At 70.2% G+C, this 22,102-nt stretch carries 13 protein-coding genes and 1 pseudogene; 6 read left to right on the top strand and 8 right to left on the bottom strand.

What is annotated here, in order from left to right:
- Nucleotides 1-1,051 precede the first annotated feature (1,051 nt).
- Both AC16DP_RS46795 and AC16DP_RS46790 read left to right on the top strand, forming a co-directional pair.
- A pseudogene (locus AC16DP_RS46795) lies at nucleotides 1,052-1,895 on the top strand (serine/threonine protein kinase); the annotation flags it as partial.
- A 346-nt stretch (nucleotides 1,896-2,241) separates the two neighbouring features.
- On the top strand, nucleotides 2,242-5,571 hold the full coding sequence (locus tag AC16DP_RS46790; RefSeq protein ID WP_329732843.1) for an HYR domain-containing protein: 3,330 nt from the start codon (nucleotides 2,242-2,244) through the stop codon (nucleotides 5,569-5,571).
- A 243-nt stretch (nucleotides 5,572-5,814) separates the two neighbouring features.
- Here AC16DP_RS46790 and AC16DP_RS46785 read toward each other — a convergent pair whose 3' ends face one another.
- Both AC16DP_RS46785 and AC16DP_RS46780 read right to left on the bottom strand, forming a co-directional pair.
- A complete protein-coding gene (locus tag AC16DP_RS46785; RefSeq protein ID WP_414640791.1) occupies nucleotides 5,815-6,171 on the bottom strand; it encodes a transposase in 357 nt (118 codons plus the stop codon).
- Nucleotides 6,167-6,502 carry a transposase gene (locus AC16DP_RS46780; protein WP_483957095.1) on the bottom strand — a complete coding sequence of 112 codons (336 nt, stop codon included), beginning with the start codon at nucleotides 6,500-6,502 and terminating at the stop codon, nucleotides 6,167-6,169. The genes AC16DP_RS46785 and AC16DP_RS46780 overlap by 5 nt, the downstream gene beginning before the upstream one ends.
- A gap of 75 nt (nucleotides 6,503-6,577) precedes the next feature.
- Here AC16DP_RS46780 and AC16DP_RS46775 point away from each other — a divergent pair, with 75 nt between their 5' ends.
- From AC16DP_RS46775 to AC16DP_RS46765, 3 genes are all read left to right on the top strand, one after another.
- Nucleotides 6,578-7,519, top strand: a complete 942-nt coding sequence (locus AC16DP_RS46775) for a phosphotransferase (protein ID WP_329732844.1) — start codon at nucleotides 6,578-6,580, stop codon at nucleotides 7,517-7,519.
- Between the two features lie 118 nt (nucleotides 7,520-7,637).
- Nucleotides 7,638-9,356, top strand: coding sequence for a B12-binding domain-containing radical SAM protein (locus tag AC16DP_RS46770; RefSeq protein ID WP_329732845.1), 1,719 nt, complete (start codon nucleotides 7,638-7,640; stop codon nucleotides 9,354-9,356).
- 246 nt (nucleotides 9,357-9,602) lie between these two features.
- Nucleotides 9,603-10,739 carry a hypothetical protein gene (locus AC16DP_RS46765; RefSeq protein ID WP_329732846.1) on the top strand — a complete coding sequence of 379 codons (1,137 nt, stop codon included), beginning with the start codon at nucleotides 9,603-9,605 and terminating at the stop codon, nucleotides 10,737-10,739.
- Between the two features lie 30 nt (nucleotides 10,740-10,769).
- Here AC16DP_RS46765 and AC16DP_RS46760 read toward each other — a convergent pair whose 3' ends face one another.
- The 4 genes from AC16DP_RS46760 to AC16DP_RS46745 form a co-directional block, all read right to left on the bottom strand.
- Nucleotides 10,770-13,799, bottom strand: a complete 3,030-nt coding sequence (locus tag AC16DP_RS46760; protein WP_483957091.1) for a WD40 repeat domain-containing protein — start codon at nucleotides 13,797-13,799, stop codon at nucleotides 10,770-10,772.
- Nucleotides 13,771-14,196: an nSTAND1 domain-containing NTPase gene (locus AC16DP_RS46755; protein ID WP_329732848.1), complete on the bottom strand. Its 426-nt coding sequence runs from the start codon at nucleotides 14,194-14,196 to the stop codon at nucleotides 13,771-13,773. The genes AC16DP_RS46760 and AC16DP_RS46755 overlap by 29 nt, the downstream gene beginning before the upstream one ends.
- A complete protein-coding gene (locus tag AC16DP_RS46750; RefSeq protein ID WP_329732849.1) occupies nucleotides 14,193-16,214 on the bottom strand; it encodes a CHAT domain-containing protein in 2,022 nt (673 codons plus the stop codon). The genes AC16DP_RS46755 and AC16DP_RS46750 overlap by 4 nt, the downstream gene beginning before the upstream one ends.
- Nucleotides 16,215-16,313: 99 nt before the next feature.
- Nucleotides 16,314-16,874: a DUF533 domain-containing protein gene (locus AC16DP_RS46745; RefSeq protein WP_483957094.1), complete on the bottom strand. Its 561-nt coding sequence runs from the start codon at nucleotides 16,872-16,874 to the stop codon at nucleotides 16,314-16,316.
- A 240-nt stretch (nucleotides 16,875-17,114) separates the two neighbouring features.
- Here AC16DP_RS46745 and AC16DP_RS46740 point away from each other — a divergent pair, with 240 nt between their 5' ends.
- Nucleotides 17,115-18,164 carry an alpha/beta hydrolase gene (locus AC16DP_RS46740; protein WP_329732851.1) on the top strand — a complete coding sequence of 350 codons (1,050 nt, stop codon included), beginning with the start codon at nucleotides 17,115-17,117 and terminating at the stop codon, nucleotides 18,162-18,164.
- A gap of 98 nt (nucleotides 18,165-18,262) precedes the next feature.
- Here AC16DP_RS46740 and AC16DP_RS46735 read toward each other — a convergent pair whose 3' ends face one another.
- Together AC16DP_RS46735 and AC16DP_RS46730 are read right to left on the bottom strand one after the other, a co-directional pair.
- Complete coding sequence (locus tag AC16DP_RS46735; protein WP_329732907.1) at nucleotides 18,263-18,583, bottom strand: hypothetical protein; 321 nt, start codon at nucleotides 18,581-18,583, stop codon at nucleotides 18,263-18,265.
- Between the two features lie 46 nt (nucleotides 18,584-18,629).
- Nucleotides 18,630-22,064 (bottom strand): tetratricopeptide repeat protein, encoded by a 3,435-nt coding sequence (locus AC16DP_RS46730; RefSeq protein ID WP_329732852.1) that lies wholly within the window; start codon nucleotides 22,062-22,064, stop codon nucleotides 18,630-18,632.
- Between the last annotated feature and the right edge of the window lie 38 nt (nucleotides 22,065-22,102).

Genomic DNA, 22,102 nt, shown 5'->3' with positions numbered 1-22,102 from the left:
TGCGAGCCAGGGGCGACGCCGTTACTCCTATGAATGACGAGGTCTGCCTGCCTCAAGGTGCGGTTCCTCTATTGCCCCCGGCCAGCGCGACGGTTCTCAATCTGTTTTGGAAGTCCAACTGTAGTAAATGGCTCCGGCACATGTATTGTCACGGCCATGAGTTGCAACAGCCCGCCGAGCCAGTGCCACCAGTCCACCGGCACATGCAGCAATGGAACGTGTAGCCACTCCCTCAAACCCGCGGGCAGTTCCTGCAATGACGGGAACGCCTGCACTACCAACGACGTGTGTAGCAGCTCCGGCACCTGCAACGGCACATCCTGTAGCACCCCGCCGGGCCAGTGCCACCAGTCCACCGGCACATGCAGCAATGGCAGCTGCAGCTACTCCCTCAAATCTGCAGGCAGCACCTGCGATGATGGCGACGCCTGCACCATTGGGGATGCGTGCAGCAGTTCCGGCACCTGCGGCGGCACCACGGTGACTTGTCCAAATAGGAACTTGGAATGCCTGAGCAGCAGAGGCTGTTCTCCGACGACAGGCTGCACCTATTTGAACAGGTGCTCCGAGGACCAAGTCTGCTATAAAGGAGAATGCTTTTACGCGTTCCTGGGTGGTCAGACCAAGGGTGGTCAGACCAAGTGAAAGAAAGCGCCCTGGTTTCGGGTGCTTACAAATTTCTCATGGCATCCGTACGCGCGCAAGAGAGTGAATCAGTCAATCATGCCTCCGTCATGTCCGTTGTATTGTTTGCAAGCCAGTGCGTCAGGCGGGCGTAGCACCCGGATTTGGCTTGGGTTTGTACAGAGTCGGTCCGAAGCAGAAGCGCCCACCCGCCTGACTCGGCCAGGACACGACCAGCACGCGGTGGACGCACGGGGGCCGTACGGGATGTCTGACACCTTGACTGGTAGCCTTTGACGCAAGAGGCGCACGGTCTCGGAAGACGCGCGTCCGTGCGCCTCAGTCTTGATTCTTGGTCACGCAATAGGAGAAGGCTTCGCTACGCATCGGCAAGTACCAGCTCGTCAACAAGCTCGCCACCGGAGGCATGCCCGAGGTGTACCTCGCCAAGTCAGCCAGCCCCAGGGGGTTCGAGAAGCCCCTCGTGCTCAAGCGGATTCTTCCCCATCTGGCCGAGGACCCCCAATTCGTGGAGATGTTCCTGGGCGAGGCGACGCTGGCCGCGCAGCTCGAGCACCCCAACATCGTGCAGATCTTCGATTTCGGTGAGTCCGACGGGCCCTACTATCTGACCATGGAGTACATCGACGGACCCAACCTGCGCACGCTCTCCAAGCGCGCGCGGGTCGCGGGGGGGGGCGCTGCCGCCCGCCTGCTGTGCCAGAATCATCGCCTCGGCCTGCGAAGGGCTGGCCTACGCCCATGACTTCGCGGACTCGAAGACCTGCGAGCCGCTGGGCCTCATCCACCGCGACATCAGCCCGGACAACATCCTGCTGTCGCGCCAGGGCGCGGTGAAGGTGGTGGACTTCGGCATCGCCAAGGCCGTCAACCAGAGCCACAGGACTCAGACCGGCCTCGTCAAGGGAAAGATTGCCTACATGGCCCCGGAGCAGCTCAAGGCCCGGCCGCTCGACCGGCGCGTGGACGTGTACGCGCTCGGCATCGTCCTCTACGAGTCTACGAGCTGCTCACCGGCCAGAAGCCCTTCGATGCCACCACCGACGTGAGCATGATGCAGGCCATTATGTCCGAGCCGCTCGTGCCCGCGGTATCGCGCCGGCCGGACCTGCCTCGTGCTCTGGGGGACATCCTCGACAAGGCGCTCTCCAGGATGCGCGAGCAGCGCTACCCGGATTGCCGCACCTTCCAGGCGGAGTTGGAGCACTTCATCCTCTCCAGCGGCGAGCCGGTGGGCGCCTACCAACTGTCGTGGCTCGTGGTCCAGGTCTGCGGGGAGAACGGCGGGCAGGTGCTCATTCCTCGTACCAGCAGCGGCACGCCCTACCCCAGCGACGTGACGCGCCTTGCCAGGGCGCGCTGCTCGGCCTGGGCGGCTCCTTCTGACTGGAAGCGCCCCCCGCCTTTCACGAGTCGTCTGGCACCTTTCCTGACGGAGAATGATTTACTTGCAAGAATAGCGAGGTATTCCGGCAAATGGCATCCACCTCCGCCTTACCTCTTCCAGCTTCGTTTACACGATAGCCTTTGATCGGTTAGCCTGCTCATCCTCCCAGTGCGTTCATTTTTCACTGGGAAGCGAGGAGGGGGAAAAGCATGGGTCGTACGTGGCGGAAGCTAGGTGCCCTGTGGTTGGGCGTGGTGGTGGCTGGGTGTGAGCCGCAGCAGGAGGACGTGGAGGAGATGTCGCTGGAGGCGACCGCGGAAGTGGGGCCCACCAGTGTGGAGTTGGAGTCCAACACCTTGCAGGTGAACTACCGCTTCACCAACCCCGCGGGCTCGCCGGTACTGGCCCTCATGGATGGCTTCTCGCAGCGCTATGGATTGGTGACGGCCACCAGCACCCGGCCGGCGGGCTACTCGGGCAGGGCCCTCACGGCGGTGGCCCAAGGCGCGAGCCCGCTGAGCACCGAGCTCTCGGTGGAAGCGGGGGCGGGAGGGACGGCGGGGGTCACCTATACCGTGAACGGATTGTGGAGCTATCATTCGATGCGGCTCGGTGGCTACCACGCCGTCTACAACTTCCAGTCCGTGACAGGCGTGCAGGTACGCCCCCGAAGCCAGCAATCCGAGCCCACACAGGTGGAGGTGAGCGAGTGCGCGGGCGCGGTGCGGTTCGTCTTCGGGACGGACGAGACGTGCGCGGCGCCCGTGACGGTGTCTTCCGTCAACTTTGGTGGCCGGCAGCTGCCCATCCAGTCGAACGGAATCCATGCCTTCTTTCGAGGAGGCTCGGGAGGGACATCACGCCTGCAATACATCGTGGGGGCGTCTTTGCACGAGCGCGACGTGAGCTGGAGTGTGGGTTGCGATGAGCTCGTCACGGTGTGCACGGCGGTGCCAACGCCCCAGGTAGGGACTGTCACGGGCCCCTGGGACGTGGTGGGCGAGGAGCCCGTCAGGGAGCGTTACATCCCCGTCTATACCGGCTCTCTGTCGAACGGCCAGGGCCACTCCAGTGGCAGGGCCCCGATATCCGAGCCGGAGAAGTGGTGGAAGGTGACGAACCTGCTGCCTGGCGACTACCAGTCGTTCGGGCGCGGCCACATCCGGCGCGGTCGCGAGCTCACCTGGTTCCGGACGGAATTGCTGCGCCCGGTGACGGTGACGGCGGGGCAGACGACGGCGGTGTCCCGGCTGGTGGAGGGACAGGTGCGCTACCCCTATGTCATGAGACCCGCCTTCCTGGAAGGCTCGGTGCGCCTGGCGGACCCGTACGTGCCGGCGAATCCGGGTGCCAGCAGCTCGCTGCAGGGGCTCTTCTTCGAGGCGGACGCTGACGCCAACCGGGATGGCATCGCGGACTACCCCTTCTTCAACGAAGGGATGGGTCTGGCGACCCCCAGGCTGAGCACGTCCCTGCTTGCGTCCTCGGGGGTTGCATACGCCTATACATCCTTCCCGGGAGCCTTCAACGCCGCCACGGGCGAGCTCTCCTCCGGCTACGAGCAGCCGCTCCTCAACAAGTATGATGAGCCCCTGGCCTGGTGGCAGGACTACCTGCAACTGGGCTTCTGGTCCTTCGGCCCTCGAACGGTGTTGCGGCCGACCGACGCGGAGCATGATCCACTGAAGCTCCGGTATGGGTGGTTGAGGCTGCGACCGCAACATGCCCGCCAGCCCATTCCGTCTGGCCAGAGGAGGCGGTTGGACCACGAGTACTGCTTCAATGAGGTGCAGTTGCAGTACACCAGCCCGGAGACAGGCTTCTACAACCCGTTCGTGAACGTGAGCGGCGGCTTCCAGGGGACGGACTGGCGTGGAATGGCGGTGGACTACACCGCCACGGGCACGTCCTATGGGGTGCCGGCGGTCTGGGGCGTGCCGGAGGCTGAGGCGCGAGGGTACGCGCAGAAGAGCGGCTCCATCCGCTTCGCCCTGCCACAGGGCAGCTACACGCTGACGCCGGGGGCCCGCATGGTCAATGTGGATGGCAGCACCAACGAGGCCACCTTCCAGCGCATCCCCCTGACAGTGGGCTGTGGGCAGCGAGTGAAGCTGGTGCCCCCGCTGACGGTGGTGTTGAACCCGCAGTCGGAGTGCGCAACGGGCCCGCAGGCCCAGGTGACGGGGAGGGTGCGGAGCAGCCCGGCGGAAGTGGATCGGGTGTGGTACCGGGTGGACGAGGGACCGGAGGTGGAGGTGTGCCGCAACTGCGGGGTGGACCCGAGCTTCTCCATGACGGTGCCGCTGAAGGCATGTGGGAACACGGTGAAGGTATATGCCTATACGGCGGGCATGCCGGAGGCGGCGACGGGGCAGCAGCAACTGGTCTGGGATGATCCGGCGGACGGGCCGAGCTGCCCGGGCACCACGTGCGTGAACAAGCCTCCGGTGGCGAGGTGCGGCAACGTGGCGGCGCCGGCGGACAACGCATGCCGGGGACAGGCGAGTGTGAATGTGGGCTCGTACGATCCCGAGGGAGAGGCGCTGGAGTGCGAGCAGACGCCGGGTGGGCCGTATGCGCTGGGCCGCCAGCGGGTGACGCTGACGTGCCGGGACCCCGAGGGGCTGGAGGCCTCGTGCGAGGCGACGGTGACGGTGGTGGATGACCGGGCGCCGGAGCTGGTGTGCCCGGCCCAGGAGGAGGTGGAGTGCCGGGAGGGCAGTGGGGTGGCCAGCTATGCGCCCGTGGCGAGCGACGCGTGCGGTGGGACGAGGGTGAGCTGCACGCCGGCTTCGGGGACGAGCTTCCCGTTGGGGACGACGGGCGTGGTGTGCGCGGCGGTGGATGCCGCGGGCAATCAGGCGACGTGCGGTTTCCCGGTGAGGGTGGCGGATACGCAGGCGCCGAGCATGGCCTGCCCCGAGCCGGTGAGGGCGGAGTGTACTGGAGAGGGGGGAGCGAAGGTGGTGCTGGGCGAGGCAACGGCCAGCGACACGTGCACGGAGGCGACGGTGAGCGGGCCGAGTGGAGACACGTACCCGGTGGGAGAGACGCTGGTGGGGTACACGGCGAGGGACACCAGCGGCAATGAGGCGCAGTGCACCACGACGGTGACGGTGGTGGACACGGCGCCGCCGGAGGTGACGGTGAAGGGGCTGGGAGGCAGCTGGCCGCCCAATCACCAGTACCGCACGGTGCGGCTGGAAGAGTGCGGCATCGAGGTGAGGGACGTGTGCGGCGGGACGCGGGGCGAGGTGGAGAGTGCCTCCATCACCTGCGTGACGTCGGACGAGGTGGAGGACGGCAGGGGGGATGGGCACACGGGAGCGGACGTGGTGCTGGTGGATGAACGGACTGTGAAGTTGAGGGCGGAGCGAAGTGGCAAGGGGGATGGGCGGGTGTACCGCATCCATTTCCTGGCGAGGGACGGAGCGGGGAACGAGACGGCCGGAGTGTGCGTGGCGGCAGTGCCGCATGACGGCAGAGGGGGAGCCCTCGGTGTGGACAGCGGCGAGGCCTGGCGCGTGTGCCGGCCGTGAGGTGCGCTGCCGTGCTCCCGGCCGGGTGATGCCTCCGGCCTCGAACCGAGCCCTGTTCTAATCCCCCTCGGGTAATTCAGTTAAGGGTGAGCCCTACGTGGCGGAAGAAGCCGCGCAGGGCCACCTTGTCACGCGCCAGACGTCGAAAGCTGGCGCGGACTGCGCGGCGCATCCCTTCCACCGAATCGGCTTCGAGGTTCTTCAGCGACTCCTTGGCGGCGCTATTGCAGCCCTCTTCGGGGTTCAGGTCGGGCGATAGGGCGGCAACAGGTGCAGTTGGAAGTCTCGGGGGTGGGCATCTACGAAGCGTTTCACTTCGGCGGAACGGTGGGCCTGCAACCTGTCCCACACCACCAGGAGCGGCCGTCCGATGCGGCGGCGGAAAGAGCGCAAGGACTGCACTACCTGGCGGGCGTGGATGGAACCGACGAAGTGGCGCGCATAGAGCCGTGGACCGCGGCGCCCCACAGGAGCCACCAGCGCCACGCACGAGGACACCTCTCTCTTCATTCGGCCCACCCGTCTCACGGTGGCCGGGTGTCCCACGGGAGCCCAGCTGCGGGCCGCCCTCGCCCAGAAGGAATGCCCCGTCTCGTCAATAAAGACGGCCGCCCGCCCGCTGCGCGCAGCCCTTTTTTAAGCGCCGGCCAGTCTCGCAGCAGAAAGGCACGTACCAGCTCCTCCGCGCCAGCTGCCTCCACTGGGACGGCTCCAGGTACGGTGGCCGCCCTGGCCGAAGCCGTCGGCGCAGCGCGCGCACGCTGCCTCCCTCCCGCAGTTGCCGCGCCCAGTGGCTCACCGCCGCCTCGCTGACGCCCAGGCGGCGCGCTACCTCCGCCTGACTGTGGTGACCGCCGCGCAGCAGTCGGACTGCCTCCCTCCGGCGCTCCTCCAGTTGCTCGGCCGTCAACCGCCTCGGCAGCCATCCCATCGCGTTGCCCTCCATTCAGGACAACGCCGCTCCTCTTAACTCAATTACCCGAGGGGAATTAGATTCCGCCCCACCATGACCGTCGAAGACTGCCTGCCCGCGAACCTCCGAGGGCCCACCACCACTGTCACCCGGATCGCCGCGGGCATGTCCGGCGCTGGCGTCTACCGCGTCGAGGCCGCTGGCCAGTCGTTCGTGCTCAAGATCGCCGGCGAGGCCGAGAACGGCACCGACTGGCGCCACGCGCTCCACGTCCAGCGGCTCGCCGCCGACGCGGGCCTCGCGCCACGCATCCTCCACGTCGACGAGGCGCGGCGCGCGGTGCTGACCGCCTTCGTCGCCGACCGCTCGTTCATGGCCTTCTCGAGGAACCCGAGCACCCGCGACGCCGCGCTCACCCAGCTCGGCCGCACCGTGCGCCGCATCCACGCGCTCCCCTTCCCCGCCGACACGCGCATGCGCGATCCCCGCGAGATGCTCGCCCAGGTGTGGAATGGCTCCCTGGCAGGCTTCGCCCTCCCAGGCTTCGCCAGCGACGCGGTCCAGCGCGTGCTCGCCGAGGAGCCACCCGCCAGGGACCGCGCCCTGGTGCTCGGCCACAACGACCTCAACCCCACCAACCTCATCTACGACGGCGAGTCGCTCCTCCTCCTCGACTGGGCCACCGCCGCGCCGATCGACGCCTTCTATGACCTCGCGGTGCTCTCCGTCTTCCTGCGCATGGACGAGGGCACCAGCCTGCGCCTGCTCTCGGCCTACGAGGACAGGCCGTGCACCGGGCTTCCTCGCGGCTTCCTCTACCACCGCCGGCTGGCGGCGGCGCTCGCCGGCGCGTTCCAGCTGTCCCTCGCCCGCCAGATGAAGCACGCGGGGGCCACCGGCGCGGAGACGCTCGAGACCACGCCCTCGCTCGGCGAGTTCTATCAACGGATGATGAGTGGCGCGCTCAAGCTCGGCACGGCGGAGGGCCAATGGGCGTTCGGTCTCGCCCTGCTCGAGGAGAGCCTCTCACTGTGAGCGGGGGTCCGCCCGCCGGGAAGCTCGGAGAGGAGCCAGGAGCGAGGCGCGAAACGCGCGGCGGCGCCAGGGAGTGCCCCGTATACTCGCGACCGTTCGGAAGGTCGGGTTTCGTCTCATGAATAGCCGTCGCGTCCTCTCTCCAGTCCTCCTCGTCGGCGCCGGAACCGGCGAGGCCACCTGTGGAATCCTCTACCTCGCGGGCTACCTGCGGCGCGCGGGGATCGAGGCCTTCGTCCGGCTCTACGATGGGGATCAGACCGAGGATGAGGTGGCCCGCTCGCTCGAAGCCCTGGTGGCCCGGGTGCGTCCCCGGCTCGTGGGCATCAGCCTCAAGTGGTTCCACCATGTCCACCGCGCGCTGCTCCTGGCCCGGACGCTGCGGGAGATCGACCCTGAAATCAGGATCATCGTGGGCGGCAACACGGCGTCCTACTGGTGGCGGGAGCTGAAGGAGCTCGACTGCATCGATCACATCGTCCTGGGCGACGGCGAGCGGCCGCTGCTGGCGCTCTGCCAGGGCGACCCCTCCCCGCCCAACTGCGTCACCCGGGCTCCGGATGGCACCCCGCGGCGCTTGCCCCTGGAGTACGTGCAAGGCGCCACGAACAGCGACGATGTCTATTACTCGCACTTCGACGACATCTTCCTGAGCCAACAGGATCGCCATGCCTTCTCGGGGTGGGTCGCGCCGGGCAAGGGGTGCGGCGAGAACTGTCTCTATTGCGGAGGGGCCCGCGGCAACCAGAAGGCGGCCTTCGGACGCGCGAAGCCGTTCCTGCGTGCCGAGGAGAGCGTGCGCCGGGACCACCAGGAGATCGCCCCCCGGACGTGGCAGCTCCGCTACGACTTCTCGGGAAGCTCGGCGGCGTTCCTGCAGGGCACCTGGGCGGGGGTCGATCTCTCCCGCCACTCCTGCATGTATTTCCTGTGGGGCGTGGCCCGGATGGAGCTCATCGACGCGCTGGCCGGCACCTTCGAGCACGTGCACATGGTGCTCGACATCGGCTGCTTCTCGGAACAGCAGCGGCAGGAGCAGATGCGCCGGGGCCTGCTCAAGCCCTGTGCCTCGGACCCGCAGTTGCTCGAGATCATCGACCACTGCCGCCGCCACGAGAACCTGGACGTCGAGGTCTCGGGCATCGCGGGCCTGCCCTTCGCCAGTGCCGACACGCTGAAGGAGGAGGTCCGCCTGGTGGAGCGCATCATCGGCCTCGACTGCCTGGTGGGCTATCAGCGGCTGGAGGCACAGCCGGGGGCGCTCGCCACCGAGCACCCCGCGCGGTTCGACATGGTGAGCGAGGCGCGGACGTTCACGGAGTTCCTCGAGTACTTCGAGCAGCGTGAGCCCGGCGACGTGTCGGTGCCGATGCTGCGCTTCCGGGACGCGGCGCTCGAGCGGGCGGTGCAGCGCACGTCGGAGCACGTGGATGCGCTCGCGAGGAAGCACGAGGAGAAGAAGCGGCGGGTGGCCATCCACGGAGGCACGCGGCTGAAGAACACCGCGCCCGCGACGCTCCGGTTCAAGCTGGGGGACTGGTTGGGAGCGCACCAGGTTCCCGCGAAGGTGGCGCAGGAGCAGGTGACGGTGGTGCGCTCGGTGGAGGGAACGCAACTGGCCTGTGCGCCGTCGGTCAGCCCCCGAAAGTTCTCCGACCCGACGTTGGATCTAGGCGAGGACGGCCGGATCCTCCTGGCCGCCCTGGCCACCTTCGAGCGTCCGACGACGGTCGCCAGCGCGGTGACACAGCTGGGAGCGAAGGCGAGGCTCGATCCGCACTCGGCGCGCGAAGTCATCGAGCATCTGGTGAACGGCCGCTTCCTGCAGCCGGCGTGAGCCGGGACTCCCGCCACCAACGGACGAATGCCCCGTTCTTCCGGGTAGGTGGCTTTCCCAGGTTCTCAGGGAGAGCTTCGGGTGGGGGGCTCCGTCATGCTCGTTCCACTGTTGGCATTCGTCCTGGCCCAGGCGCCGGGACCCTGTCTGGTGCGCTACCAGACCCTTCACCCCGAATGTGCTGGGGGCGCGAGCTGTCCTTCCACCGAGCAGGAAGCCTGTTCCCTCCTGGTCAGTACCCTTCCGGTGGAGGAATCGCGCCTCGGGCAGCGCGTCCGGGAGGATGAGGCCGTCGAGGTCATCCAACGCGACGCGGTCCAGCCCATGCTGGGGGTGGGAGTGGGCGGCACGCCCGGGCAGATCGATGCCACGGTGTCCGTCCAGCCGGTGGGGCTCGTGGGGGCCTCCCTGGGCATCGTGTCCAGCGAGTACGGCCGCGCCAGTCTCCTCACGTTCTCCGCCAACCCGCTCGCCATCTCGGGCAGGAGCCCGGGAGCCCGTGCGTGGCTGTCGCGTCTGCTCGATGTCAGCCTCGTGCTGCCCGCGCCCCTCCTGGGTACGCCCCCGGTCGAAGCCTTCGGCGTGAGGAGCAACATCGACTTCGTCGGTGCCGCGGTGGCCCGCCGCGAGCTCGACCTCCTGTCCGCCGCGTTCCTTGATGCCCAACGCCAGGAGCTCACCACGGGGAGCGGGTTGCGCGAGGAGCTGAGGCACGCGCTCGACACGCTGCCCCCCGCGCAGAGGACCCGGTGTCTCGACACCCTCTTCAATCCAGCCAGCCCGCTCGAGGACATCGCCGCCGCGTGCTCCCACGGACTTCCCGAGCGGCTCCGGGCCGCGGCGCTCGCGAGCTCCCGGTTCCAACAGGCCCTCGACGACTTCGAGGATGCGGTCGACACCGCGCATGGAGGGCTCCAGGTGCAGGTGGACGTTCCGGCGACCCGGTTGAGTCCCGCGCCCTTCCACGCGGCGCTGCTGGGCGCTGGGACGTACAGCCTCACCCGGGACATCCGCGCTCCGTGGCGGGTCGATCTCTCGGCCTCGCTCGGACCGGACTACCTGCTCCGGTCCGGAGAGGGGGCGCTGGGCGGGACCCTGGCCGTCGCGCTGGGCGTGAAGGCACGGCTGCTCCATGGCATGCCCAGGCTGCATTCGAGCCTCGGACTGAGGGGTCACCTCGGTCAGCCCACGGAGTCGCGGCCCCTCAGCGTCCCGAGCTGGCCCGGGAACTACCTGCAGGTCCAGCTGGGCCTCGGCCTTCCCATCGGGCGCACGGGAGTGGCCGTGACCGGCGGCATGAACTGGTCCGTGGTGGGCGAGCACTCCGGGCACACCGCCTACTCCGCGAATCTCACCTACTCGCTGCCGGGCCGGGCGCGATGACCCCCCGGGGAGCGGGCAGGCCCCGGGCGTTCAGGTGGACGCACGGCCATGGGCGAGCTCGCAGCCGGCGTACCGTCCGCGAGCCCGCGCCCGGCTCTCGTAGAGATAGGTCTCGCGCAGGTCCGGCGTCAGGCAGTCCTTGTTGTCCTCCCGCAGGTGCCGCTGGAGCTCGGGGATGGAGAGCAGGTGCCAGTTCCTCGCCGTCCCGTCATTGCCGGCGGTGACGAGGTGCTGGCCGTCCGGGCTGAAGGCCGCGGATTGGACCGGCCCGGTGTGTCCCTGCAATACGAGGGGCTCGCCCGTTCCATCGGCTCGCCACACCCAGGCGGTTCCGTCATCTCCCGAGGTGACGAGGCGCTGGCCGTCCGGGCTGAAGGCCGCGGACCGGATGGGCCCGGTGTGTCCCCGCAGCACGAGGGGCGCGCCCGTCCCATCCGCCCGCCACACGCGTGCCGTCCCATCCGTACCCGCGGTGACGAGGCGCTGGCCGTCCGGGCTGAAGGCGGCGGACGTCACCACGCCCGCGTGCCCCCGCAGCACGAGGGGCTCGCCCGTTCCATCCGCCCGCCACACGCGCGCCGTCCCATCCCACGAGGCGGTGACGACGCGCCGCCCATCCGGGCTGAAGGCGGCGGACTGCACCTGCGCCGTGTGTCCCCGGAGCACCACGGGCTCACCCGTTCCATCCGCCCGCCACACGCGCGCCGTCCCGTCGGTGCTGGCGGTGACGATGGATTGGCCAGCCGGGCTGTAGGCGGCGGACGTCACCACGCCCGCGTGCCCCCGCAGCACGAGGGGCTCGCCCGTTCCATCCGCCCGCCACACGCGCGCCGTGCCGTCCCACGAGGCAGTGACGATGCGCCGCCCATCCGGGCTGAAGGCCGCGGACTGCACCTGCGCCGTGTGTCCACGGAGCACCACGGGCTCGTCCGTTCCATCCGCTCGCCATACACGCGCCGTCCCATCCCACGAGGCGGTGACGAGGTGCTCGCCGTCCGGGCTGAAGGCCGCGGACGTGACGGGTCCCGCGTGTCCCCGGAACACCACGGGCTCCGCCGGGCCCTCCGCCCGCCACACGCGCGCCGTCCCATCCCACGAGGCGGTGACGATGCGCCGCCCATCCGGGCTGAAGGTGGCGGACATGAGCAACCCCTTGTGACCTTCCAGCTCCAGGGGCTGGCCCGCTCCATCGGCCCGCCAGACGCGCGCCGTGCCGTCCCAGGAGGCGGTGACGACATACCGCCCATCCGGGCTGAAGGCCGCGGACTGCACCTGCGCCTTGTGCCCCTTCAGCACCCGGGGCTCGCCCGTTCCATCCGCCCGCCACACGCGCGCCGTCCCATCCCACGAGGCGGTGACGACGGACTGGCCATCCGGGCTGAAGGCCACGGACACGATCGCGGCCGTGTGCCCCTTCAGCACCCGGGGCTCTCCCCCGCCATCGGCTCGCCACACGCGGGCCGTGCCATCCTCGCTGGCGGTGACGACGGACTGGCCATCCGGGCTGAAGGCGGCGGACATGACCGCTCCCGCGTGTCCCTTCAGCACCCGGGGCTCGCCCGTTCCATCCGCCCGCCACACGCGCGCCGTCCCATCCGAGCTGGCGGTGACGACGTACCGGCCATCCGGGCTGAAGGCCGCGGTCTGCACCTGGCCCGCGTGCCCCCGGAGCACCACGGGCTCGCCCGTTCCATCCGCCCGCCACACGCGCGCCGTCCCATCATGGGAGGCGGTGACGACGAACCGTCCATCCGGGCTGAAGCTGGCGGACACGACCGGCCCCGTGTGCCCCTCCAACTTCACGGGCTCGCCCGAGCCATCGGCTCGCCACACGCGGGCCGTCCCGTCCCAGGAGGCGGTAACAACGTGCTGGCCATCCGGGCTGAAGGCCGCGGAGGTGAGCAGCCCCTCGTGTCCCTTCAACGCCACCGGGGAGCCCGTCCCGCCCGTCCGCCACACCTGGGCCGTTCCATCCTCGCTGGCGGTGACGACGTGCTGGCCATCCGGGCTGAAGCGGGCGGCGTAGACCGCGCCCGGAGTGCGAAACGTCACCTCCGGAGCACTGCGTGCGAGGGCGCCGTACGCGAGTGTCGTCCACCCGCGAATCCGCTCCGGCCGGTGGATTTCGAGCAACAGCTTCATCGCCATCGCGGACTGGCCGCGCTCCAGCAACTCCCGAGCCCCCGACATCAAGGACTGGCTCCGGGCCCGCTCCGTCTGTGTCAGTGCCCACAAGAACAGTCCCCCCATCGCCACCGCCACCATCAGGGCCACCCCGAGGAGGAGCCGCAACCTGCGCCAGCGGGCGCGCTCCCGCTCCAGCCGCCGCTGTGCCTCGTCCTGCCGCAACCGCTCCTGCCGCAGCTCGAAGACCTTCCTCGCCAGCCAGTCGTGACCCAGCTCGAAGTAACGGCTGCCGTGGTGCTCTCCCGCCAGCAGCACCGAGGATCTCTCCAGGGTGGTCAACACCCGGTCCGCCTGTCCCGGCGGGAGCGCGGCGAGTGCCTGACGCTCCGTCAGCAGCGTCCGGCTGCCATCGCTGGCCACCAGGTACTCCTCCAGCAACCGCCGGGCATCCGCCGCCAGGGGCCCCAGTTCCTCCAGGGTGACATCCAGGTAGCGGTGCAGGATGGGCTCGGCCTCCACCCGCTCGTCCACCGCCCTCCCGGCGGCGCGCTCGTCCCAGAGCGCACGGCAGACGATCTGCGCGAAGGCGGCCTGGACCTCCGCGTCGCCCGTGGCGTCCTGGCCCGGCGTGCGGACCTGCAGCATCAGCTCCCACAGCTCGTGCTCGGACCAGTCCTGGGAGGGCTCGCCGGAGGCCGCCAGCCTGCGCGCCACCTCCTCCATCTCCCGCACCGTCAGCGGGCCGAGCCGGAAGCCATGCTCCAGCAGCTCCCTCGCGCCGTACAACCGCGCCCGGAAGCGCCCCAGGTAGTCCTCTCGCAGCAGCAATACGAGCTGGAGTCCCCGGAAGGAGCCGCGCACCAGCCGCGTCAGGCCCTCGAGCAGCGCGTCCGTTTGCGCGGGGTCACGCCCTGGCAGCAGGAGCTGCTCCATCTGATCCAGATAGAAGCAGCACCGGCCTGTCCGAACGCCGCTTCGCCTGCCGCACCGCTTCGTCGAGCGCCTCGTGTGCGCTCACGCCCCGGGGGACCGGGCCGAGCGCCAGGTCCTCGTACATCGCGTGCACGAGCCACTCGAGGGGTGCGTCGCCCGACAACCAGGCCCCGACGCGGACCAGGCGGAAGCCGTGCTTCTCCTCCAACAGGGGCATCACCCCGGCCTGCATGAGCGAGGACTTGCCGGCTCCCGAGGGGCCGAAGAGCAGGAGACAGGGCCAGGCGAGGATGCCTTGCACCACCTTGCGCGTGGAGTCCTCCCGGCCGAAGAACCGGCTCCGATCGCTCGCGCGGTAGGGCTGGGGCCCCAGGAAGGGGTTGGCGGGGCCGCTCATTGATTCCCTCCTTCCCGCCTCCCGGCCGCCAGCGCCTCGAGCCATGCCCTCAGCTCCTCGTCCGCCGCTTCGAACGCCCTCACCCCGGTATGTCCCGGCAGCCCCCTGCCTTCCTCCCACACCTCCCGCTCGTGGGCCCTGGGCTCGAGGACGGCCACGCTGTCGCGCATCAACGCGCGCCCGCCAAAGAGCTGGTAGAGCAGCATCCGGTGGCACCAGTTCAACTGGGACAACCCGATGCACAGGAGCGGGCGCAGGCTCAGGACGCTCTGGATGGGGTCGGCGAGCACGGAGGGCAGCAGGCTCGCCAGGCCGCGAATGCCCAGCAGGTAATCATCCTCGGTGAGCAGCGGCCGGCTGAAGTGGTGGGGGGGCAGGTAGCCGGAGCAGAGCCGGAGCACCACCACCTCCCTCCCGGTGTCCAGTGAGGCCGGGGGCTCGCGCAAACGCTCCCAGCGGCTTCCGCCCGCCCGGCGTTGCATCATCAACGCATGCCCGTCCACGCGCCCGGAGGGTTGGATGACGTGGACCGTGAGCTCCGGATGCAGCGCGGCGATGGCCTGCTCCAGCAGGGGCAACCGCAGGAGCGTGATGTGGACGCCGGCCCCGAGCCAGCGCGCCAACGGGTGCACCAGCGGCGGCACGAAGTCCGTCTGGCCGAACACGTCCTGGAACTCGTAGTCCAGTGCCTCCTCGCCGATCCGCAGCGCGAAGTGCTCCGCCAGGGTGATGAGGGAGAGCGTGGGTGGCACGGCGCCCATCTTCTGGGTGAGCTCGGAATGCAGCCGTTCATGGAGGTGGCGGAGGGTGGGCTCCTCCTCCTCCCAGCGGTCTCCCAGCAACAGCGTGAAGGGCCGCGCCAGGAGGTTGACCAGGGCCGGAGGCGGAGACGAGGTCCCCGGACGCGTGGCCGGGGGCGCCGGGGGGAGGATCCTCCGCGCCTTGAAGTCGAAGAGGACCGGGTCGCGGCCGCGCAGGTACAACACGGGCGAGAACGCCTCGGCACTGCCCTCCAGCTCCGCCAGCACGCTGCGCCGGGCCTCGTTGAGGCTGAGCGCCACGTTCCCCTCCTGCTGGGACGCACGGGTGAGCGCGCGGTAGAAGGCACGCGAGCACCGCATGGCCACATCCGTCCGCACCGGCCAGAGGTAGGCGACGACGGCATCCGCCGCGGTGCGAGCCAGCACCTCGGCCGCGCTCACCAGGGTGCCCGGGCTCGCGCCCTCACAGGCATCGAGGACGATGAGCCGCAGGGGCCCCTTGCTCCAGGCCCGGTGGAGCTGCTGCGCCAGCAACTCCACGGGGAGCCAGCTCTCCTCGCCCTCCTCGTCCGCCAGCCGGAGGACGGGCCACCCCTCGTGCAGGCCCGCATGGCTGATGAGGTGGAGGATGTGGGGCTCGGGCTGGCGCCTCAGGCGCTCGAAGAGGGGGGCTCTCCGGGCGTGGGGTCCGGTGAGGGGCTCGAGCCATTCGATCTCCCCCGCGGCGAGGCTCTCGTGGAGCGAGCCCTGCAACTGCGAGAGGGCATGCGGGTGCAGCGGAGCGACGGCGAGCAGCCGCACCGCGCCTGACACCTCGCGCGTCTGCCAGGGCTCGGGCGAGCGCACGCCGCGGACCGGCAGGACGCTCGCCGAGTTGCCGAGGAACTCGAAGTCCTTGCCAGGCTCGCAGAGGGCCTCCCAGGGGAAGCCCTGGAGGCCGGTCTCCTGGAGCATGAGCCGGAGCAGGACGGGTCCGCCGGCGGAGGCCTCGCGCAGCCGCGCGAGCACGCCCTGGATGTCTCCCTGGAAGAGGGCGCCATGGAGGGCCTGGACCTGCCGTGCCAGCTGGGGGTCCAGGCGCCTGCCGCTCTCGGCCGCTGCCTTCACACGGCCGCCCAGGGTCTGTAGGGAGTCCGCCGTGAGCTCGGGCCCCAGGGGGTGCACGCCGGGCTGCTCCTGGCGGCTGCCCAGGGCACGCGCTCGCAGCTCCGCACCACTCCGCTCGACGTCGATCTCCAGCCAGCCCCCGGCAGACATGGCGGCCTCCTTGGTGGGCTCTCTGGGAGAACACACGGGGCCTGCCGGTTTCGCGGAGGCCCCTGGAAGCAGCGCGGTGTCGAAGGGCTCGCCCGGATGTCAGAGCAGCTTCGACATGATCTCCTGCTCGCGCTGGTCGAGCTTGATCGAGTCGAGCGCCCAGTTGATGAGCTCGTCGGCGATGGCCGCGTCGAACCCGAAGGCCTTGGCGGCCTCCTTCACCGAGGCGCGCTCCTCGTTGGCGATCTCGCCGTCGGCGCACGACACCTCGACGATCATGCGCAGGAGGGCGGCGCGCATCTCGCGGCTCTGGATCTTGCCGACGATGTCGGTGAGGCGGCCGGGCTTCTGGAATTCCCGCTCGATGAGCGCGGAGACCTCGGGGTCACGGGGCGACAGCCCGACGCCGGCCACCACGTTGTCGAGGTGCTGACGCTCGTCCTCGGTGACGCGGCCGTCACTCGCCACGACGTTGGCCATGGCCTGAACGAACGCCATCAACTGTTCCTGGGGGTACTCGCGCGTCATGTCGTCTCCTGGGCGAGCGGCAGGCGAGTGGCTCGCGGGCAGATGGGGAGGCTGCTCGGCGCGGGAGGATAGTCGGCGTCTACGAGGACCGGAAACGGTTTTCGCCCGGGCGCGAGAGGCCACGCCTCCCATGGCGAGCGTCTCGCGACAGAAGGCAGCCCTCCGCACTTCGCCATCCAGGAGGCGCTGTTGCAGGCCGTGCTCCATCAACATGCGGGAGGAGTCCGCCGCGAACGACGCGTCCCCCCGCCCCGCCAGCCGATGACCACGGCCAGCGCCTGCCGCGGCACCGGCTCGAACGCGCTCCGGCCTCGCGGCTTCAACGCAATCAACCCCTTGCCCGGAAAACCTGGGCCAGTTACGACCCTGCTCATGAAACCGTCTGCCTGGCCGTCCGTCGACAAAGTGATGCGTGTCTTGTGTGGCGCTGTCCTCCTCGGGGCGCTCGGGGGCTGCGACCGCACCGGCGGCACAGTCCGCGATGACGCTGGGGCGACCGAGGGTGTCTCCAGCTCGGCGGTGCCTTCGGTCCGCCGCAACGCGACCTACCCCGTCCTCTCCTCGACCCACGTTTACGGCAAGGGTCTGCAACACAGCACGTGGGGCGGCGGGACGACCACCCCTGTCGATCTGCTGCTGGATCTCTTCGAGCCGCAGGGCGCGCCGGCGGGCCGGCCGGCGCTCGTCATCATCCACGGGGGTGGCTTCAGCAGCGGCTCGCGTACGCAAGCCGAACTGCGCTCCTTCGCGAAATACTTCGCCTCGCGCGGCTGGGTGAGCATCTCGATCGACTACAGGCTCGCCGGACACCGCGGCACCCTCCCTTCCCAGTGGGTGCAATACATACAGAACGAGGTCCCGGCAGCGCGCCAGGGGCAGACGGCCGCGCTCTACCCCGCCGCGCGCGACGCCAAGGCCGCCGTGCGCTGGCTCTATGCGAACGCCGCGACCTACCAGATCAACACCGACTATGTGACGGCGATGGGCGGCTCCGCGGGCGCCTACCTCGCGATCGTGCTCGGAGTGACCGACCCGCGGGACTTCCGTGACGAGGTGCCGGCGAGCGCCGATCCGACCCTCGCCACCACCCACCTGGACCAACCCTCCCGCGTCCGGACCGTCATCGACCACTGGGGCGGCCTCGAGCACCTACGGATCCTGGAAGCCCTGGATGGCCGGTCCCGCTTCGACTCGAGCGATCCACCGGTGAGCATCGTGCACGGCACCGCTGACGCCACGGTTCCCTTCTCCGAGGCCGAGGCGCTTCGGGATGCATACGTCTCGACCGGCGTCGCCTTTGACTTTCATCCCCTGGAGGGCGTCGGCCATGGCCCCTGGACGGCCACGGTCGGGGGGCTGACGCTGGAGGAGCTGGCGATGGCCTTCGTCATCGAACAGCAAGCGTTGACCGTGTCGGAGTAGGGTGAACCGGGTCGAGCTGGGCGCGCCGCTTCTCCGCGTCCTCGGCAGGAGTACCTCTGGAGTGGCTGGCTCGCTCCTATTCCCGCCGCCGCCACCCCCTACCGGCGCGGGGACCGGCGCAGCACGAGGCTGCGCAGCGAGCCCATGAACACGCCCACCACCACCGCGAGCAGGAAGATGATGACGATGGTGGTGACGCCGAACACGAGCCGCACCACGGACTCGCGGATCTGCCCGGCGAAATAGGCCTCGCGCAGCGGCCGCATCAACCCCACCAGCTCCAGCGCCCTGGCCGGCAGCGAGTCGAGCGACAAGGAGAGCCGCTGCAGGAAGATGGACGGCCACAGGCGCCGCGCACCCTCCACGCCGATGCCCACCAGCAGGTAGAGCACGGACAGCAGGAAGGCATTGCCTCCCATGATGCGCATCAGCGGCAGCGGGGGCGGCGGATGGGACTGTTGCACGCTATCTGCCTCCCAACTTCTTCTGGAGGGGCTTGAGCATCTTCCTCACACGCGCCGCCTCGGGCGAGCCGCCCGCGAGCTTCAGGAACGTCCCATAGGCCTGCACGGCCTTCTCCGTCTCGGCGGGGTTGCGCACCAGCGCGTCCGCCAGCGCCAGCCACGCCAGTCCGTCCACCGGCTCCAGCTCCACCGCGCGGTTCAGTTCCTTCATGGCCGTGGCCTCGTCGCGCTGCTTCAGCGCCACCTGCCCCAGCACCAGGTGGTTGCGTCCGGCGAAGGGCTCCAGCCGCACCGCCTCGTCCGCGGCCGTGCGCGCGTCCTTCACCGCTCCGGCGGCCAGCAGCACCCGGGCCATGGCCGCCTGGGCGAACGCCTTGTCCCACGTGGTGGCCGCCTTGTCGGCAACCGTCTGCAGCGCCTTCGCCGCGGCCTTGCCGCCCGAGTCCTCCACCCAGTGCTCGCCCGCGAGGCCGCACGGCGTGTCCGGCCCCTCGCGCCGCGCCGCCTCGTAGGCCTTGCCCGCGTTGGCCACCAGGCCCTGCCGCATGAACGCCCGGGCGATGCCGCAGAAGGTCTCCGCCGACTTGCTGTCCAGCTTGTTGGCGCTCTCCAGGGCGCTGAAGCCGCCCTTGGTGTCGCCCAGCGCGAAGAGGATCTCCGCGCGCACCCGGTGCGCCTCGGGATCGTTCGCCACCAGCTTCACCGCGCGCCCCGAGGCCGCCTCGGCGTCCTTCGTCTTGCCCGTCTGGTAGAGCGCCATCGCGAAGCCCTTGTGGGCCCCCGCGGCGCCCGGGTTGTCCAGCTGCCACTCCTCGAACTGCTTGAGCGCCTCGGGGGTGCGGCCCAGCGCCAGCAGCGCCCGGCCGAGCGCCTCGCGCGCCTCGCCGTGCGAGCCATTGCGCTCCACCGCCTGCGTCAGCGGCTTCATCGCCAGGTCCGGTAGCCCTCGGGCGATGAGCAGCCGGCCCAGGGCGCACGAGGCCTCGTAGTCCCGCGCGCCCTCCGCCACGGCCGCCTCCAGCAGGGTGCTCGCCTTGTCCAGCGCCTTGTCCTGCCAGTGCAGCTGCCCCAGCGCCGTGCGCACCTGCGTCTTGGCCGTCTTCGTCGCCGCGAGCGTCTTCTCCAGCGCCTCCCGCGCCCGGTCGCGCTCGCCCTCGGCGGCGTCGGCCTGGGCCAGGTAGATGATGGCCTCGGCGGGGTAGCGGTCCTCCACGCGCGTGCGGGCCAGCTCCACCCGGGCGCGCTTATGGTCTCCCAGCTTCGTGTACGCTGCGGCCCGCACCAGCGCCACCTCGCGGCCCTCCCCTTCCACCCGGGAGAGCACCTCGGACGCGCGATCGCGGTCCAGCAGCGCCCGGCCCAGGCCCGCCGCGGCCTCCTCGCTGCTGGGCCGCAACGTCAGGGCCTGCTCGAAGGCCCGCTGGGCGGCGGCCATGTCCCCGGCCGCGCGGTTCGCCTCGCCGAGCGCCAGGAGGGTCTCATAGGCCAGCGCGCCCTTCGTGCCCTCGGCCAGCAGCGTCCGCGCCTCGCCGGCCTTGCCCAGGGCCGTCATCAACCGGCCCTGCACCAGCCGCTGACGATCGCGCAGGGACACGGGCAGCACATCCCCCGTCAGCGCCTGCACGTCCGAGAGGGCCTGCTCCAGCTCCTGGCCGAGCTCCAGCCGGCTCTCCGCGACACCGAGGCGCGCCACCGGGTGCTCGGGGGCCAGCTTCGTGGCGGCCGAGTACATCTTCAGGGCATTCACCGGATCGCCCGCGTCCCGGTACCAGGCACCGAGCGACACCAGGGCGCGCACGTTGCGCGGCGACAACTTCAGCGCGCGCTCGAGGCGCTCCAGGCCCTCCTTGGCACTGCCCTGCTCCAGCAGGACGCTCCCGGCCATCGCCAGGGCCTCGGTGCTCTCCAGCTTCGCGTTCAGCAGGGCGCGGCGGGCGGCGTCACGGCCCTGGGCATCGGCCACCAGCACGTCCACGAGCACGGCGCTGGTGGGGTGCTCCGTGCGCACGTTGGGGCGGCCGAGCGCGTCGAGCGCCTGGGCCCGCTCCTCGGCGGAGCCCGTGTCGGCGTACCGCAGGGCGTGGGCGTAGGCCGAGAGGGCCCAGGCCCGGGTGTTCTCGTCCTGCAACCGCACCACGTGGGAGAGCAGCGCGAGCGACTCCTGCCGGGAGGACTCCGTGTCGTGCTCCAGCTGCCGGGAGACGCGATCCAACGCCGCGGCGAGCGCCTGGCCGCCCTGCTTCGCCCGAACGACGAGGAACACGCCGCACAGCAACACCAGCACGGCCGCCGCCACCACGGCCTTCAGCGCACGGGGCGAGAGGAAGGAGGCCGCGTCCTTGGGAATCAGCTTCTCGCGCAGCTCGCGCTCGTAGGCCGCCGTGAGGGCCGCCACGTCCTGCACGGCGGGCTTCGCCACGGGAGCGGCGGCGGCGGGCGCGGGGACCACCGGGGAGGGCGCGGTCGCCTCGGGCAGCTCCGCGAGCAACCCGCGCCGCGAGCCCGTTCCACCGGAAGACGCGGTGGGGACGGAGTGCAGGGCCGGGGCCTCCGGCTCCTCGGGAGCGGCGGGCTCGGACTCCAGCGGCGGCAGGTCCGCGAGCAGCCCGCCCTCGTCCTCGGCGGCGGCCTCGACCGGAGCCGTCTCCAGCGCCTCCTCGCCGACGGCGGCTTCCGCCGTCACCGCCGGTGGCTCCTCGTCGACGGTGAGCGACGCTTCGGGGCCCTCTTCGGAGCCCTCGGCCGGGGCGGCTTCGGACGGCGCGCCTCCATGCTCGATGTCACTGGCCTCCAGCGACAGCTCGACGGGGGCCTCGGGCGGGGCGGCCTCCACGCCTTCCAGCACCGGCTCCGAGGAAGCCTCCGGGGGCACCTCCGTCTCGACGGTCACCGGTTCGGCGCCTGGCTCCGGGGCGGCCGCAGCCGCGAGGGCCTCGGCGGGAGCGGACGCCTCCGCCTGCGCGGCGGGCTGCTCCTCCGCGGCCGTGGGCTCGAGGGCGTTCAGGTCTCCGAAGGCCGGAGCCGGCCCACCCGCGAGCGCCGCCTGCGCCTGCTCCATCCAGCCGCGCACGCGGGCATCATTCGGCTGCAGCGTCAGCGCCTTGCGCAGGATGGGCAGGGCCGAGCGGTACAGGCCCCGCTGTAGCAGCACCTCGGAGATGAGGTTGTAGGCGTGCGGGTTTTCCTTGTCGATCGACACCGCCTGATCGAACTGCGCCATCGCCTCGGCGGGGCGCCCCATGAGGATGAGGGCCTTGCCCCACAACACCCGCCCCGTCACCGAGTTGGGATGGTGGGAAATGCCCTGCTCGCACACGGCGATGGCGCGGGCATGCTCGCCCTTGGCGACCAGCGCCTTGGCCAGCTCGACGAACACCGATGATGCAGGATCCTGGGCGAGGAGCTGCTCGTAGCGCTCCACCAACGATTTGGCCATGCGGCCCGCGACCATAGCACCGGGGCACCTTCCGTTTC

The organism is Archangium sp. (assembly GCF_057119385.1).
Note: the sequence above shows the minus strand (reverse complement) of the source record. Positions and strands in the feature narration are given on the sequence as shown.